This window comes from Asticcacaulis endophyticus, assembly GCF_014652575.1.
Classification (GTDB): domain Bacteria; phylum Pseudomonadota; class Alphaproteobacteria; order Caulobacterales; family Caulobacteraceae; genus Asticcacaulis; species Asticcacaulis endophyticus.
Genome location: NZ_BMZB01000003.1, coordinates 166,850 through 181,265 on the forward strand (window position 1 = coordinate 166,850; position 14,416 = coordinate 181,265).

The window sequence follows — 14,416 nt, forward strand, 5'->3', positions numbered from 1 at the left end:
TATGACTGACATATCGCCTCCTCTGACGATTCTGGCGCGTGCCAAGGTCAATCTGTACCTGCATGTCGCGGCTCCGGATGCTAAAAACTATCATCCGCTACAAAGCCTTGTCATGTTTGCCGATGTTGGGGATGAGGTCGCCTTGCGCCCTAAAAGCGTGCCGCAAGCGCCAGGACTGACCTGTGATGGTCCCTTTGCAGACGGGGTGCCGACCGATGGCACCAATCTTATTGTTAAAGCGGTGCGTCGCTTTGAAATGGTGACGGGTGTCAATATTGATCGGCATGATATTCATCTGACCAAGAACTTGCCGGTGGCATCAGGGCTTGGCGGGGGCTCGGCGGATGCGGGTGCGGTTCTGCAACTCTTGCGCGCCCATTATGCACCTGACATGACGGATGAAGCACTCGAAGCCATAGCGACCACCACGGGGGCGGATGGCGCCATGTGTCTTTGGTCTCAATCTACTTTGGCCGAAGGGTACGGAGAACGCTTGACGAAGCTTGCCTTGCCCGCGGTTCCGGCCGTATTGATTAATCCGGGTATCGCCTGTTCAACCCCGGAAGTTTACGGTCAGTATGACAGGCTTGGCCAATTTGCCCAGATTGAAGCGAGCACGCCGTTTCGATCCATCATCAATATTGATCATTTGCTCCACGCGCTATCCGAAACCCGCAATGATCTGGAAGCGCCCGCCGTTCATCTGCATCCGCAGATAGGCGATCTTCTGTCACGCTTGTCGGATGAACCTGAAACCCGTATGGCCAGATTGTCTGGTTCAGGTGCTACCTGTTTTGCTCTGTGCGATACACTTAAGGATGCGCATAGTCTGGCTGCACGTCTGTCAGCACAATATCCGCAAACTTGGGTCAGGGCCTGCACCCTTAGCTAAATATGCACGGTGTTACACGAAAGCTGCTGACAAGGGCGTAAACATCGGGCAATACTTAATCACGGGTTAATGGGGTGGTTAAGTCCGAGTATGTCCAATCACAATAAAAACAGACGGCTGGACAAAAGCCTAGAGACTGAAAAAGGTTGGTCACTACCGTTTTTCCGTAAGCGGGCGGCTATCTATTACGATGGGTTCAACCTCTATCACGCGGTTGATGCCTATAAACGACCCTACCTGAAATGGTTAGACCTTAAGGCGTTGGGGCGAGCGTTGGCCCCGGCTGATGAAGTCGTTAAGCGCGTGGTGTGGTGTTCAGCCTTTCGTCCGCAGTCGAAAACCAAGATGAAGCGGCACGATGACTATATGCAGGCCCTTAAAGCCCGCGGAGTCGTGGCGCGCATGGGGCATTTTGTGTCGGCGCTGGATGGCTGTAATTCTTGCGGGCACACCTGGCACCTGTCGATTGAGAAGCAGGGCGATGTCAATCTGGCGCTGTCGATAGCTGCGGATGCCGAGGATAATCTGTTTGATGTCTGCTATCTAGTCACCGCCGATGGTGACCATGCGGCTACGGCGCGCTACCTCAAAGAGCGCTTTCCTAAAAAGAAGCTGGTACTGGTCTCACCGCCTGGGCGTTTTCCCAATAAACACATATTATTATACGCTGACGCTCATATCGAAATTGAGCGGGAGCATCTGGAAGCCTCATTACTGCCGCAGGCTGTGCGTCATAAAAAGAAGCTTTTGGTGCCGCCCAAGGTGATTGAAAGACCCGAAGCCTATGACCCGCCAGAATTGCGCGAAAAAGGTCACCTTAAAATGATCGTCAACAACGGCTAAGTTTGCTTGACTCTTTACGGTGCATATCGCACAAGCGAGATATATCATGCGGGAGAGATTGCGGGGTGACTCGCAACGCCGAAGGCGCAACCGCCCCGGAAACGCTCAGGCACAATGGACCGCACGATATGCTAAACGCTGGAAAGTGATCGTCTGAGCATTTTGCGAAAAAGTGGATACCGGTTTTTCGCTTAAAAATGCGCCACTACTTTTGACGATCCGCCGAAGGAGCAAGGTCTTTAAATCTTAAAGGCTGAAATCTCTCAGGTTCAATGGACAGCGGGGGCAGAACTATGCATCGTTCTGTGATCCCGCATTCGCGCCTGTTGACCGAGGTTTGCTCATGACTGACGCCCCAAACACTGAGACCCTGAAATATACCCGTCTTTATCAGCGCCATGTCGATCTTGGCGCGCGTATGGTGCCGTTTGCCGGTTATGCCATGCCGGTGCAGTATGACGGCGTGCTGGGTGAACACAAATGGACACGCGCCGAATGCGGCTTGTTCGATGTGTCGCACATGGGGCAGGCCCGTTTGAAGGGTAAGGACGCGATTGCCACGCTTGAGGCGCTCACGCCCACCGATTTCAAGGTATTAAAAGCTGGCCGCCAAAAATATTCCCTGCTGCTCAATGATAATTCAGGCATTCTTGACGACCTGATGGTGTCGCGCCCGGAAACTGACGGCCTATTTTTGGTCGTCAATGCGGGCTGTAAGGATCAGGATTTTGCCTATATCGGCCGAAACCTTAAGGGCGATACGTCACTGGAGATCTTGAGCGACCGTGCCCTGCTGGCCTTGCAAGGCCCCAAAGCCAAAGAGGTTATGGCTAAGGTCATTCCGGCGGCGTGCGAAATGTACTTCATGGATTGTGGCACCTTCACCTGGCAGGGACATACGGTTTACGTTTCCCGCTCCGGCTATACCGGCGAAGATGGTTTTGAAATTTCAGTTCATGAAAATCAGGTGGCGGAACTGTGGGATGCTTTGCTGTCTGATCCGGTTGTAAAGCCGATCGGTCTTGGTGCGCGCGACAGTTTACGCCTGGAGGCCGGTATGCCGCTCTATGGCCACGAAATGGATACGGGCTATAGTCTGGCTGAGGCTAATCTCGGTTTTGCCATGTCAAAATCACGCTTGGAGGCCGGTGATATTCTTGGCTTTGACCGCCTGAAACCTGAGCTTGACGGTGGTTTGACGCGCGTGCGCGTGGCCTTGAAAGGTGAGGCGGGCCCGCCCGCACGCGAAGGGGCCAAGATCCTCACTGAGGCTGGCGAAGAGATTGGCTATATTACCTCTGGCGGGCCGTCTCCGTCAGCAGGCGGTCTGATCGCCCTGGGTTACGTGCCGCCAGCTTTTTCTGAGGTCGGGACTAACCTGACGTGGGATGTGCGCGGTAAGGCCTATCCATGTACCGTAGTTGCCTTGCCGTTTGTCAAAAATGGCTATCACCGTAAAAAATCAGCTTAATTTCAAATTCTTATAGGGGTTTTCTTATGCGCTTTACCAAAGATCACGAATGGGTACTGGTCGAAGGCGATACGGCTCTGGTGGGTATATCGGCCTATGCCGCCGATGCCTTGGGCGATGTTGTCTTCGTTGAGTTGCCGGAAGTCGGCAAAACCGTAAATCAGGGCGACAGCTTCGCCGTCGTCGAAAGCGTCAAGGCGGCCTCTGACGTCTATGCGCCTATATCGGGCGAAGTCATCGCCGCTAACGATGAACTGTCCAGCAGCCCTGAAGTCATCAATGCGGCCCCTGAAGGCACGGGCTGGCTGGCGAAAATCAAGCTGTCGGATGCGACTCAGGTCGAGGCTCTGATGGATCGTGACGCCTACGAAGCCTTCCTCTCTACGCTGTAAGGGTATTATGAGATATTTACCGTTGAATGAGGCCGATCGGGCCCAAATGCTGGCGACCATTGGCGCCAAATCCGTTGATGATCTGTTTGTCGATGTGCCGGCGTCGGCGCATCTGACTGCGCCGGTCGATCTGCCGCGCTATGCCGGTGAAATGGAGGTCGAGGCGCAAATCAAAGCGATGGCGGCGAAAAACCTCAGCCCGTCGCGCGTACCGTTTTTTGTCGGGGCCGGGGCTTACCGGCATCATGTCCCATCAACGGTTGATCATATCATTCAACGCTCAGAGTTCCTGACCAGCTACACGCCGTATCAGCCGGAAATCGCGCAAGGCACCTTACAGGTTTTGTTTGAGTTTCAGACGCAGGTAGCGCGCCTAACTGGTATGCCTGTGGCCAATGCCTCGCTCTATGATGGCTCAACCGCAGCCGCCGAAGGCGTGTTGATGGCACAGCGCATCACCAAGCGCAATAAGGCCGTCATGTCCGGCGGTCTGCACCCGCATTATACCCATACGGTTGAAACCTTGGCCCATGCGGTGGGCATGGAGACTGAGGCCCTGACGCCTGCGGTTGACGCCGAAGCCGAAGTTCTGAAGCACATCGACAAAGACACGGCCTGCGTGGTGGTGCAGACGCCGAACGTATTTGGCACCGCGACTGACCTGACCCAGATTGCCGAAGCGGCTCAGGCGGCGGGGGCACTGTTGATTGTGGTGGTCACCGAGGTCATGTCACTGGGGCTGTTGAAATCGCCCGGTGAGATGGGCGCCGATATCGTCGCCGTTGAAGGTCAGTCCATCGGCGTCCCGCTGTCGTTTGGCGGGCCCTATGTCGGTCTGTTTGCCGCGAAGGAAAAGTATCTGCGCCAGATGCCGGGACGCCTGTGTGGCGAGACTGTCGATGCGGATGGTGAGCGCGGCTTTGTGTTGACGCTGTCGACGCGCGAGCAGCACATCCGCCGCGATAAGGCGACCTCCAATATCTGTACCAATTCAGGTCTTTGTGCGCTGGCCTTCAGCATCCACATGAGTCTGTTGGGTCAGGAAGGGCTTAAGCGGGTTGCCAAGATCAATTATGCCAAAGCCCATGCTCTGAAAGACCAACTGGCGTCGATAGCCGGTGTTGACGTTCTGACGCCGCGGTTCTTCAATGAGTTTACGGTGAAGCTGCCGAAGGTGGCAGCAGAGGTCGTCGAAGCCCTGGCTGCCAAGGGCATTCTGGGCGGGGTGCCATTTACGCGCCTTCATAATGATGCGGCATTTGATAATCACCTGATTATTGCCGTCACTGAAACCGTTTCCGATACTGACATGAGCGCCTTTGTCGCCGCTCTGAAAGAGGTGCTCTAAGATGTCCATGAATGCTGTTGGCCGTCCGACCCGCCCGGAAGATACCGCTGAAACCTCGGCTGAGTTTAAGTCGCTGACCGGCGGTAAAGGGCTGCTGCAATATGAGCGCCTGATCTTCGAGAAGAAGGATTACACCCGCACGGGCGTTGATTTCGCAGACATAGACATATCCCCATCGGATCTCGGTGATCTGGTGCGCGGCGATGACCTGGGATTGCCAGGCCTGACTGAGCCGGAGGCCATGCGCCATTATGTGCGCCTGAGCCAAAAGAACCACGCCATCGATCTGGCGCTTTATCCGCTGGGGTCGTGTACCATGAAGCACAATCCGCGCCTGAATGAAAAGATGGCACGGCTGGAAGGTATTGGGGATATCCATCCGCTGCAGCCAACCTCGACCGTTCAGGGCGCGCTGGAGCTTATGGATACGCTGGCGCACTGGCTTAAGACCCTAACGGGTATGCCTGCGGTGGCCTTGTCGCCCAAGGCGGGGGCGCACGGCGAACTATGCGGGCTATTGTCCATCAAGGCTGCCCACGAAGCCAAGGGGCAGGGCCATCGCCGTACGGTACTGGTGCCATCCTCAGCGCACGGTACTAATCCGGCCACAGCCGCGTTTGTGGGTTACAGCGTGCGGGAAATCGCCCAAACCTCTGATGGGCGGGTTGATCTGGCTGACCTGAAATCCAAGATCACCGATGATGTCGCGGCCATCATGCTGACCAATCCCAATACCTGCGGGCTGTTTGAGCGGGATATCGTCGATATTGCCAAACTGATCCATGACGCCGGTGCCTATTTCTACTGTGACGGCGCCAATTTCAACGCGATTGTTGGCCGCGTACGTCCCGGTGATCTGGGCGTAGATGCCATGCACATCAACCTGCATAAGACCTTCTCGACGCCGCATGGCGGGGGCGGGCCGGGGGCGGGCCCTGTGGTGCTGTCTGAGGCTCTGGCGGCCTATGCGCCGACGCCGTGGGTGGTCAACTCTGGCAACGGCTATGTGCTGGAAGAGTTTGGCGAAGATGCGTCTGCGGCTAATTTTGGCCGCATGTGTGCGTTTCACGGCCAGATGGGCATGTATGTCCGCGCCCTGACCTATATGCTGAGCCACGGCTCTGACGGTCTGCGTCAGGTGGCGGAAGATGCCGTACTCAACGCCAACTACATTAAGGCGTCGTTACAGGACATCATGAGCGTGCCGTTCCCGGATGGGCCGTGTATGCACGAAGCCCTGTTCGATGATAAATGGCTGGAGGGCACTCAAGTCACTACGCTCGACTTTGCTAAGGCGATGATCGATGAGGGTTTCCATCCGATGACCATGTATTTCCCGCTGGTTGTGCATGGCGCCATGCTGATTGAGCCGACCGAAACCGAATCAAAAGCTGAACTGGATCGTTTCATAGACACGCTTCGGGCATTGGCCGCGTCCGCTTTGGCTACCAAGAACAATACGGATGATGTAGCCCGCTTTAAAAACGCCCCGCATCTGGCACCAACACGGCGTCTTGATGAAACCAAGGCGGCGCGTCAACCCAAGCTGACCTATGGTTAAGGCGTCTTAACTGTTTGTAACAATTAATTTTTAGAGCGTTATGATATAGATTTAGACCTCGGTACGATGTGCCGGGGTCTTTTTTATCACAGTATCAATTTCTTACCTAAGTTGATCACGAAAGACATGAAAACGCCGCGCCACTGCCTTTACTCTAAGGGCCTATGCGCCCATATGGGGCGTATGACCCCATAACCTGATTTGCCGGATATGTGATGACCGCGCCGAACGACAGCTCCTCCACGGGTATCCTGCCCGTCGCCGTTCCGAAAGGACGGACGAGGGAGCGTGCGCGTCAGCAGCCCAAAGCCAAACGGTCGTTTTTTCGGGATATCTTAAAAACGCGTAAGCCTAAACTGTCCAAGCGGGTTTTACGCGAGATTGAAAAGGCCGCCAAAGCCCGGCTCAATATTAAACCTCGCAGCCTTTTAAGCCGGGTATTGAAGCCTGTTCTGATTGCTGCGGGCGGTTCATTGGTGTTGCTGGGGATCTTGATTGCGCCCTTGCCGGGACCTATGGGTATGCCGCTATCGATTGCGGGCCTGATCATCATGATGCGCAACTCCTATTGGACAAAGCGCAAGTTCATGGAGCTCAAGCGCTCACACCCCAACTGGATAATGCCGCTGCGGAAATTACTACGGAAAAATCCGCCCATATTTTCGATCTTCTGGCAGCAAATCCTGCGTACAGAGCGCCTGCTTCTTAAAAAAGAAGGCAAGATGTTATCGGCCTTCCGGCGCAGATTTCTTAGAAAACACAGACATCATTAAAAAAACCCGCCGGATGAACCAGCGGGTTTTTTTATAACTTAAGCTTCAATTGATCAGGACAAACGCTGACCGATTTGGCCAATGGCCTTATCGACTAACGGATCGCTTTTTAGACCGGCATTACGTTCAATCAGGATGGTTTCTGTCAACTTGGTCGCCAGATCAGCCGCCGCGGCTTTGACATCAGCTTCCGCCTTGGCTTCGGCCTGAGCGATTTTACGTTCGGCTAAGGCCTGACGGCGGGCAATGTTCTCCGCCAGTTTTTCCTTGGCTTCTTCGGCCAGACGCACGGCTTCGGATTCGGCAAATGCCACCAGCTCTTTAGCCTTTTGCTCAGCCTCAAGACGCTCGGCCTTGATTTGGTTGAGCAGGCTTTGGGCTTCCTGACGGATGCGCACAGCTTCGTCCAACTCGGCGCGAACCGCATCACCTGTGTCACCAAGCGACTTCCACAGATTAGCGGGCACTTTCATGACCACCAGCAGGCCAAAGAATAACAGGAGGCCGATCTGTACCCAAACTTCGGGATTAGAAAAATCCATATCTGCGCTCCTATGCCTTACTCAAAGCGGCTTTAAGGGCCGTTTTGGTGGCGGCTTTGCCGGTTAGTTTTTCAACCAGAACACTGGCCGTTTCCGTGGCAATATCTTCGACATAGGCCATAGCCTTGTCGCGTGAAGCACGGATGCTGGTTTCAGCGTCTTCGATCAGAGCGTTCAGCTTGGCGTCTTCTTCAGCCTGAACCTTGGCGCTTTCAGCGGCAGCCTTGGCCTTGGCGTCAGAGGCCAGCTTACGGGCAGCCGCGTGAGCAGCAGCCGTTTCTTCGGCCGACATTTTAGCCTGAGCCTCGGCTTCGTCACGAATAGCGCGGGCGTTAGCCAGATCTTCGGAAATGGTCGAACCGCGCGTCGAGATAACGCCGCGTAACTTGGGCGCGAACATCTTGGCGATAGCGATGTAGAGGATGGTGAAAATAATCACCAGCCACACGATTTGTCCCGCCCAGTGTTCGGTTTGAAACTGAGGCAGGCCCTTGGCATGGGCTTCACCACCGGCGTGTTCAGTACTCTCATGCGTGTCCGCATGAGCGTCTGCCGGGGCAGTGGCTACGGGGTCGAGAGTGGCCACCGTCGTGACGGGCGCCGTATCGGAAGGCTCCGCAGCCGGCGACATAGCCAGGGTGTCGTTTGCGGCGCTCATCATGAATTCCTTAAATGGCCTGAACTCAGGCCGTAAACGGGACTATCTGTAAACAAACCCGCGGATCAGCAACGGTTAAGTTCCTGATCCGCGATAATCGGTGTTTGTTTAAGCGAATTAGCCGTTCAGGATCATGATGGCGATAACGAAAGCCAGAATGCCCAGAGCTTCGGTCAGCGCCATGCCGATGAAGAGGTTGGTCTGTTGCGACTTGGCAGCCGAAGGGTTGCGCAGGGCGGCCTGGAAGAAGTTGCCGAACAGTACGCCGAGGCCGATACCGGCACCGATCATACCAAGCATAGCCAGACCAGCGCCGAGGTATTTGTAAGCTGAAGCGTCCATAGACTTAAAACTCCTGATAGAGATTATTTAGAGGAAGAAAAACCGATTAGTGGTGGCCTAAATTCACCACGTCGTTCAGATAAACACAGGTGAGAACCGCAAACACAAAGGCTTGCAGATAGGCCACCAGAAACTCCAGTGCAGTCAAAGCCACAACAGAGAGAAGCGGAAGAACAGCGCCGACAACGCCGCCGATACCAAGGCCTGCCAGAGCGACGACAAAGCCCGCGAACACCTTCATAACGATGTGACCGCCAACCATGTTACCGAACAAACGCAATGACAGGGTGATGGGACGCATCAGGAAGGATACGATTTCGATGACGACGATCAGCGGCAGGATCCACCACGGCACGCCCGATGGCACGAACAGTTTGAAAAAGCCCAAACCATTGCGCGCAAAACCGACCACGATAACAGCACCGATAGTCAGTACGGCTAGGGCTGCGGTCACAGCCAACTGCGATGTGGCGGTGAAGTAGGTCGTCATCCCGACCAGATTAAGGCTCAGGATGAACAGGAACAGCGTAAAAATGAACGGAAAGAAGTGACGGCCTTCATCGCCAATGATGGATTCGGCCAGATCATCGATCAGGCCAAACAGACCTTCTGCCATGACCTGCATACGGCCGGGAATGATCGCGGTGCGAGCGGTTGCAAAAAGGAAAAACAGGATAACCGCACCGGTGCCAATAATCATGGCCATAACCGAATTGGTGATCGACAGGTCGATGGGGATACCAGCCACTTCCACGGTCGGAAGCTCAACGATCTTTTGGATCTGGAACTGGTGTAACGGATCGGCCATAAGCCCTACCTCTTTAAATCAACAATATCAAAGACGGATGGCTCCGTCTCAATCATCCTAATCTTTTTTCGACTCATCACTGTCTGAGGTGGATTTATTGGCTGATTTGGCGATCAGATAAACACTGCCCGCCAGACCAATCAGAACACCCACAATCATACCCCATGGCTTCGTACCAAGATATGTATCAGACAGCCACCCCAGCCCCAAACCAACAAAAATGCCCCCGATCAGTTCGCCCAGGGCCTGATAGCCCGCGCTGGCGCCCGCTTCGGCGTGATCTTTTTCTGATGACTTACGCTTTTTCGCTTCAATAGCGTTAAGGCGCTGTTCAAGTTCATCGAGCTTCCGATCAGGCGAAGTCTCTTTTTGGGGTTCATCTGTCATGTTTAAAACTTAGGCAGGCGGATTATCCCCTAAGAGATAACCCTGCTTCGAACGGCGCGGAACCTAATCGCAAGGCGATCAAAGGTCAAGCAAGGGGCGGGGCTAAAGTGTAGTTTAATGTATATTTATATCTAAGCCATGGAGGTTTTTGACTATATTAGGCATGGGTGGGGAATGACAGCGCTGTTTTTAGCTTATTTGCCGACCCGATACCGGCAATTAATCCGCCACCAGAGCTTCGGCCTGATTAAGATCGACACTGACCAGTTGCGAGACGCCGCGCTCGGCCATCGTGACGCCAAACAGGCGGTCCATACGCGCCATCGTCACAGGATTGTGGGTAATAGCGATAAAGCGCGTATTTGTTCGTGTGCGCATTTCGTCCAGAAGCTTGCAATACCGGTCCACATTCGCGTCATCGAGCGGCGCATCAACTTCGTCCAGAACGCACACCGGTGCCGGGTTGGCCAGAAACACGCCAAAAATCAGGGCAGTCGCCGTCAGGGCCTGTTCACCGCCTGACATCAGGCTCATGGTCGACAGGCGTTTACCGGGCGGACAGGCGAAAATCTCAAGTCCGGCCTCAAGCGGATCATCTGATTCGACCAGCCGCAGTTCTGCTGAGCCGCCGCCAAACAGGGCGACGAACAGCGCCTTGAAATGTTCATTGATGATTTCAAAAGCGGCCAGAAGCCGTTCACGGCCTTCGGCATTCAGTTCATCAATGCCGTCACGAAGTTTGGCAATCGCCGTTGTCAGATCGAGGCGTTCCCGGCTGAGGGTCTCAAGTCGATCCTGATATTCACCGGCTTCTTCTTCAGCGCGCAGGTTAACGGCCCCTAGTTGGTCACGTTCACGCTCAAGCCCCGACAAAAGTGATTCGGCACCGGCGGCATCGGCAGGGGTCGCAATAGCTTCTTCCTTTAGCCGCCGCCCTAGGGCTTCAGGGTCGGAACCTGTTTCATTGAGGATTTGCGCTTCGATTTCATCCTTGCGTAATTGGGCCGCCTCAAGACGCGCGCCTGCACCTGCGCGTTGCTCGCGGGCTGCGGCGGCGTCCTGTTCCAGAGCGCGCTCTTTTATGTCGGCTTCACGCCGGGTATTTTCGGCGGTTTGTAACTTGTCACGGGCCTCAGTCAGGCGTTTTTCAGCGGTTTCCAGCGAGTCCAGCAGGCTTATGCGTTTGTCTTCGAACGCGGCAGGCGCATCTGTGGCCTTACTCAACGCTTCGGCGGTGGCGTGTTGGTCCTTTTGCAGGCGCTCGATACGGGCTTTCGATTCGGAATGGCGACGTGCCCACTCACTCAGGTCGCGGCTGATATTACGTTCGCGGCCTTCTCTTGCGGCCCGGTTACGTTTTTCTTCATCAAGGGCCGATCGTGCTGCGGTGACTAATTGACGTTTAACTTCAGCATCTTGACGGGCTGTGTTGAGAGCATTGTTAAGCTCAGTCTGATCCTGTGGTGCGGATTGCTCCGCCCGCACGGTTTCAAGAGCCTCTGATGCCTCGATCGTGGCTTCTTCAAGACGGGTCAGGGTCTCGCTCAGTGCCAGATTGCGGGCGTCAAAGCGGGCCTGCGCTTTTTGCAACTCATCCAGTTTGATTTGTTGCCCGCGTAATGCGCGTTCGAGCTCCGGTATTTTTAGCCGCGCGTTGCGCACATTGTCTTCGTGAGTTTTCTGGACTGTTGCGGCTGTCGTCAGAACCGCTTGTAGGGCTGTCAGTTCCGGCTTGAGTGCGTCGATCTCGGTTTCAAGATCCTCAAGTCGCGTCCGCTGTGACAGCCTGACGGCGGCAGGCTTTGGGGCCTTGGCGCGCACGATGACGCCGTCCCAGCGCCACAAATCGCCCTCAACGGAGACAAGCCGTGCCCCGGTCGGCAACAGAGCCTGCAAACTGTCGCCGTCAGATTGCGCCACAACCCCAACCGCATTTAAACGGGCGGTCAGGGCGGTTGGTGCCTTGATGAATTGGCTAAGGGGCGAAACGCCAATGGGCCAGTTTATAGTGTTTTGTGCGGTGAAGTCCTCAACCCAAAAGGCGAGCGCATCGGTACTGTGGCGTGAAGACAGACGCAGGTTAAGGTCTTCGCCTAACGCGGCGGCCAGCGCCAGTTCATAACCCTTATCGGCCCGCACGGAATCAAGCACAGGGGCTTTGTCCTTTGAATTGGAACCCAGCAGGATTTGCGATAACCCGCGAGCTTCTGCGGTCAGACGACCCAGCTTGTCTTCGGCTTCGCGCACCGTTTTGCGTGCCGATGCTTCGGCTTCGACGAGCGGCGCTCGACCGGCTTCCAGGGTTTCGCTGGTGTTGCGGGCTTCATCAAGAGTGCGTTGCGATGCGGTGACTGCCTGTTCAAGGGTGGTTATCGCTTCATAATCGAATGTGCCCAGATTCGACTTTTCAGACCGCGCGGTTTTAACCTGTGACTGGGCGCGCTCAAATCGGCTTTCGGCTTCACGCAGGCGTGCCGCCTCAAGTCTTTGTCTCTCGGTAAGCGCCGCCAGCTCAGCGGCAAGGCGTTCAATCGTTTGATCGGCGGCCTGGCGCGCGGTTTCGGCAGTTGCAACCGCCGCCTCCAATTCGGGCTCGCGCGCAGGGGCCTCAGATATTTCCTGTTTTACCTTATCAAGCGCCGCGGTAAGGCGCTCAATCTGGTTTTGACCATCACCGGACAGGTCAAGTTCGCGAGCGTGGTCGGATTGCTGTCTGTGCAGATCGGCTTTAAGGCGCTCAATCTCATTTTTGACCTGTTTCTCTTCCAGATCAAGCCGTTCTTTCTCGATGTTAAGGCGATGCATGACGGTTGCCGCCACCGCCTCTTCTTCACGCAAGGGGGGGATAATTTCAGCGGCCTTCAACGCCTCAGTCTGGGCCACTGCCGCCGCACGAGTCGTGTCTTCTACGTTGCGGCTTAAGGTTTGCATCTCGCCGGTCGCGGTCTGAAAAGCCGACAGGGCCTCAAGCCATTTGGCGTGCAGGATAGCTTTTTGCAGGGCGCGGATTTCAGCCGAAATTTTCTTATATTTATCAGCCTGACGGGCTTCACGTTTCAGACGTGACAAAGCCTGATCCAGTTCGCGCGAAATATCATCCAGCCGTGACAGATTGGTTTCGGCGGCGCGTAAACGAAGCTCGGCTTCATGCCTTCGCGTATGCAGGCCCGATACACCACCGGCTTCTTCGAGAACGCGTCTGCGGTTTTGCGGCTTGGCGGCGATAAGCTCGGAGATCTGCCCCTGCCGGACAAGGGCAGGGGAGTTGGCACCTGTTGAGGCATCGGCAAACAAAAGCTGCACGTCACGGGCGCGGACTTCCTTGCCGTTGACCTTGTAAGTCGAGCCAGCACCACGGTCGATACGGCGGGCCACTTCGAGGACGGGTTGGTCGGTAAAGGGCTGCGGCGCCAGACGATCAGCATTGTCGATGGTCAGCGTGACTTCGGCCCAGTTACGCGACGGGCGTTTATCGGAACCCGCAAAAATAACGTCATCCATGCCCATGCCACGCATAGCCTTGGCAGAGGTAGCCCCCATCACCCAGCGCAGGGCCTCAAGCAGGTTGGATTTGCCGCAGCCGTTCGGGCCGACAATGCCCGTCAGACCGGGATCGATGCGAAATTCAGAAGCATCGACGAATGATTTGAAGCCTGAGAGTTTAAGCCGCTGGAATTGCACGTCTTAAGATGATTTCTTTTTCGGTTTTTGCGCGGCGGTAATGGCTGCGTCAAAATCTTTTAGCTCGGTTTCACCATCCAGGCGCACACCGTTTACGAAGAAGGTTGGTGTGCTTTCGACCTTATTGGCCTGCATGGTTTTTTCCATGCGGCCGCGAACCTTTTGAAACAGGGCTTCGTCCTTAAGGCAGGCATCCAGCGCCGCATCATCCATACCGACAAGCGCGGCCAGGGCTTTAATCTCAGTCAAGGCATCGCCGCTTTGGGCGACCTTGGCCTGATCTTTCAGAAAACCGTCGACGACCGTGAAATAGGCTGTAGAGGCTGTCATTTTGGCAGGCGGCTTGGCGGCCGCACACCGCCCGACCATGTAAACCCCAAAGGCTACATTGGCCGGTTGCGTCGCGACTTCGCGGAAGGTGAATTTGACCTTGCCGGTTTTGACGTACTTTATTTCAAACTCCGGCCAGACTGTATTGTGCCAATGCGCGCAATGGGAACAGGTGGCGGAAGCATATTGCACGACCTCAACCGGAGCTTTGGGATTGCCTTTATACATCTCAGGCAGTTCGGCCTGAGCGGCAATATTTTGAGCATATATGCTTATGGGCACCATCAGAATAAAACCTGCCATCAGGCCAAGCCCGCACCTTAACGCCAATCCCTTAGCGTTTTTGGTTTTGAATGCGTTGCTCAGTATGGCGGGTAGTTTGATCATG

14 protein-coding genes and 1 riboswitch are annotated in these 14,416 nt (G+C 55.2%); of the genes, 7 read left to right on the forward strand and 7 right to left on the reverse strand.

All coding sequences use genetic code 11. The features are described 5' to 3' along the window. Position 1: 1 nt before the first annotated feature. From IE102_RS11830 to IE102_RS11860, 7 genes are all read left to right on the forward strand, one after another. A complete protein-coding gene (locus tag IE102_RS11830) occupies positions 2-892 on the forward strand; it encodes a 4-(cytidine 5'-diphospho)-2-C-methyl-D-erythritol kinase (protein ID WP_189486879.1) in 891 nt (296 codons plus the stop codon). A 90-nt stretch (positions 893-982) separates the two neighbouring features. After that, positions 983-1,735, forward strand: a complete 753-nt coding sequence (locus IE102_RS11835; RefSeq protein ID WP_189486881.1) for an NYN domain-containing protein — start codon at positions 983-985, stop codon at positions 1,733-1,735. Between the two features lie 39 nt (positions 1,736-1,774). Further along, positions 1,775-1,867: riboswitch (glycine riboswitch) on the forward strand. Between the two features lie 211 nt (positions 1,868-2,078). Then, positions 2,079-3,206 carry a glycine cleavage system aminomethyltransferase GcvT gene (gene gcvT, locus IE102_RS11840; RefSeq protein WP_189486883.1) on the forward strand — a complete coding sequence of 376 codons (1,128 nt, stop codon included), beginning with the start codon at positions 2,079-2,081 and terminating at the stop codon, positions 3,204-3,206. Between the two features lie 26 nt (positions 3,207-3,232). Next, complete coding sequence (gcvH, locus tag IE102_RS11845) at positions 3,233-3,598, forward strand: glycine cleavage system protein GcvH (protein WP_189486885.1); 366 nt, start codon at positions 3,233-3,235, stop codon at positions 3,596-3,598. A 7-nt stretch (positions 3,599-3,605) separates the two neighbouring features. Beyond that, positions 3,606-4,946 (forward strand): aminomethyl-transferring glycine dehydrogenase subunit GcvPA, encoded by a 1,341-nt coding sequence (gene gcvPA, locus IE102_RS11850; RefSeq protein WP_189486887.1) that lies wholly within the window; start codon positions 3,606-3,608, stop codon positions 4,944-4,946. Between the two features lies 1 nt (position 4,947). Then, entirely contained in the window at positions 4,948-6,507 is a 1,560-nt protein-coding gene (gene gcvPB / locus IE102_RS11855) for an aminomethyl-transferring glycine dehydrogenase subunit GcvPB (protein WP_189486889.1), read from the forward strand. A 215-nt stretch (positions 6,508-6,722) separates the two neighbouring features. After that, positions 6,723-7,280 (forward strand): hypothetical protein, encoded by a 558-nt coding sequence (locus IE102_RS11860; protein ID WP_189486891.1) that lies wholly within the window; start codon positions 6,723-6,725, stop codon positions 7,278-7,280. 53 nt (positions 7,281-7,333) lie between these two features. Here IE102_RS11860 and IE102_RS11865 read toward each other — a convergent pair whose 3' ends face one another. The 7 genes from IE102_RS11865 to IE102_RS11895 all read right to left on the reverse strand — a co-directional run bounded on the left by IE102_RS11865 (position 7,334) and on the right by IE102_RS11895 (position 14,415). Beyond that, positions 7,334-7,822: a F0F1 ATP synthase subunit B family protein gene (locus tag IE102_RS11865; RefSeq protein WP_189486893.1), complete on the reverse strand. Its 489-nt coding sequence runs from the start codon at positions 7,820-7,822 to the stop codon at positions 7,334-7,336. Between the two features lie 10 nt (positions 7,823-7,832). Next, positions 7,833-8,483 (reverse strand): F0F1 ATP synthase subunit B family protein, encoded by a 651-nt coding sequence (locus tag IE102_RS11870; RefSeq protein WP_229807727.1) that lies wholly within the window; start codon positions 8,481-8,483, stop codon positions 7,833-7,835. A 114-nt stretch (positions 8,484-8,597) separates the two neighbouring features. Continuing rightward, positions 8,598-8,822: a F0F1 ATP synthase subunit C gene (locus IE102_RS11875; protein ID WP_189486895.1), complete on the reverse strand. Its 225-nt coding sequence runs from the start codon at positions 8,820-8,822 to the stop codon at positions 8,598-8,600. A gap of 46 nt (positions 8,823-8,868) precedes the next feature. Further along, the gene (locus IE102_RS11880) at positions 8,869-9,630 is read right to left on the reverse strand and encodes a F0F1 ATP synthase subunit A (RefSeq protein WP_189486897.1); all 762 of its coding nucleotides are present in this window, start codon (positions 9,628-9,630) and stop codon (positions 8,869-8,871) included. Between the two features lie 57 nt (positions 9,631-9,687). Further along, entirely contained in the window at positions 9,688-10,017 is a 330-nt protein-coding gene (locus IE102_RS11885) for an AtpZ/AtpI family protein (RefSeq protein WP_189486899.1), read from the reverse strand. 219 nt (positions 10,018-10,236) lie between these two features. Beyond that, positions 10,237-13,698 carry a chromosome segregation protein SMC gene (gene smc / locus IE102_RS11890; protein ID WP_189486901.1) on the reverse strand — a complete coding sequence of 1,154 codons (3,462 nt, stop codon included), beginning with the start codon at positions 13,696-13,698 and terminating at the stop codon, positions 10,237-10,239. A gap of 3 nt (positions 13,699-13,701) precedes the next feature. After that, on the reverse strand, positions 13,702-14,415 hold the full coding sequence (locus IE102_RS11895; protein ID WP_189486903.1) for a thioredoxin domain-containing protein: 714 nt from the start codon (positions 14,413-14,415) through the stop codon (positions 13,702-13,704). Position 14,416: the final 1 nt, after the last annotated feature.

What these genes read in the sequence shown, in the direction of transcription:
- IE102_RS11830 (WP_189486879.1), top strand. Translation starts at nt 2, where the DNA reads ATGACTGACATATCGCCTCCTCTGACGATTCTGGCGCGTGCCAAGGTC.
- IE102_RS11835 (WP_189486881.1), top strand. Translation starts at nt 983, where the DNA reads ATGTCCAATCACAATAAAAACAGACGGCTGGACAAAAGCCTAGAGACT.
- gcvT (WP_189486883.1), top strand. Translation starts at nt 2,079, where the DNA reads ATGACTGACGCCCCAAACACTGAGACCCTGAAATATACCCGTCTTTAT.
- gcvH (WP_189486885.1), top strand. Translation starts at nt 3,233, where the DNA reads ATGCGCTTTACCAAAGATCACGAATGGGTACTGGTCGAAGGCGATACG.
- gcvPA (WP_189486887.1), top strand. Translation starts at nt 3,606, where the DNA reads ATGAGATATTTACCGTTGAATGAGGCCGATCGGGCCCAAATGCTGGCG.
- gcvPB (WP_189486889.1), top strand. Translation starts at nt 4,948, where the DNA reads ATGTCCATGAATGCTGTTGGCCGTCCGACCCGCCCGGAAGATACCGCT.
- IE102_RS11860 (WP_189486891.1), top strand. Translation starts at nt 6,723, where the DNA reads ATGACCGCGCCGAACGACAGCTCCTCCACGGGTATCCTGCCCGTCGCC.
- IE102_RS11865 (WP_189486893.1), bottom strand. Translation starts at nt 7,822, where the DNA reads ATGGATTTTTCTAATCCCGAAGTTTGGGTACAGATCGGCCTCCTGTTA.
- IE102_RS11870 (WP_229807727.1), bottom strand. Translation starts at nt 8,483, where the DNA reads ATGATGAGCGCCGCAAACGACACCCTGGCTATGTCGCCGGCTGCGGAG.
- IE102_RS11875 (WP_189486895.1), bottom strand. Translation starts at nt 8,822, where the DNA reads ATGGACGCTTCAGCTTACAAATACCTCGGCGCTGGTCTGGCTATGCTT.
- IE102_RS11880 (WP_189486897.1), bottom strand. Translation starts at nt 9,630, where the DNA reads ATGGCCGATCCGTTACACCAGTTCCAGATCCAAAAGATCGTTGAGCTT.
- IE102_RS11885 (WP_189486899.1), bottom strand. Translation starts at nt 10,017, where the DNA reads ATGACAGATGAACCCCAAAAAGAGACTTCGCCTGATCGGAAGCTCGAT.
- IE102_RS11895 (WP_189486903.1), bottom strand. Translation starts at nt 14,415, where the DNA reads ATGATCAAACTACCCGCCATACTGAGCAACGCATTCAAAACCAAAAAC.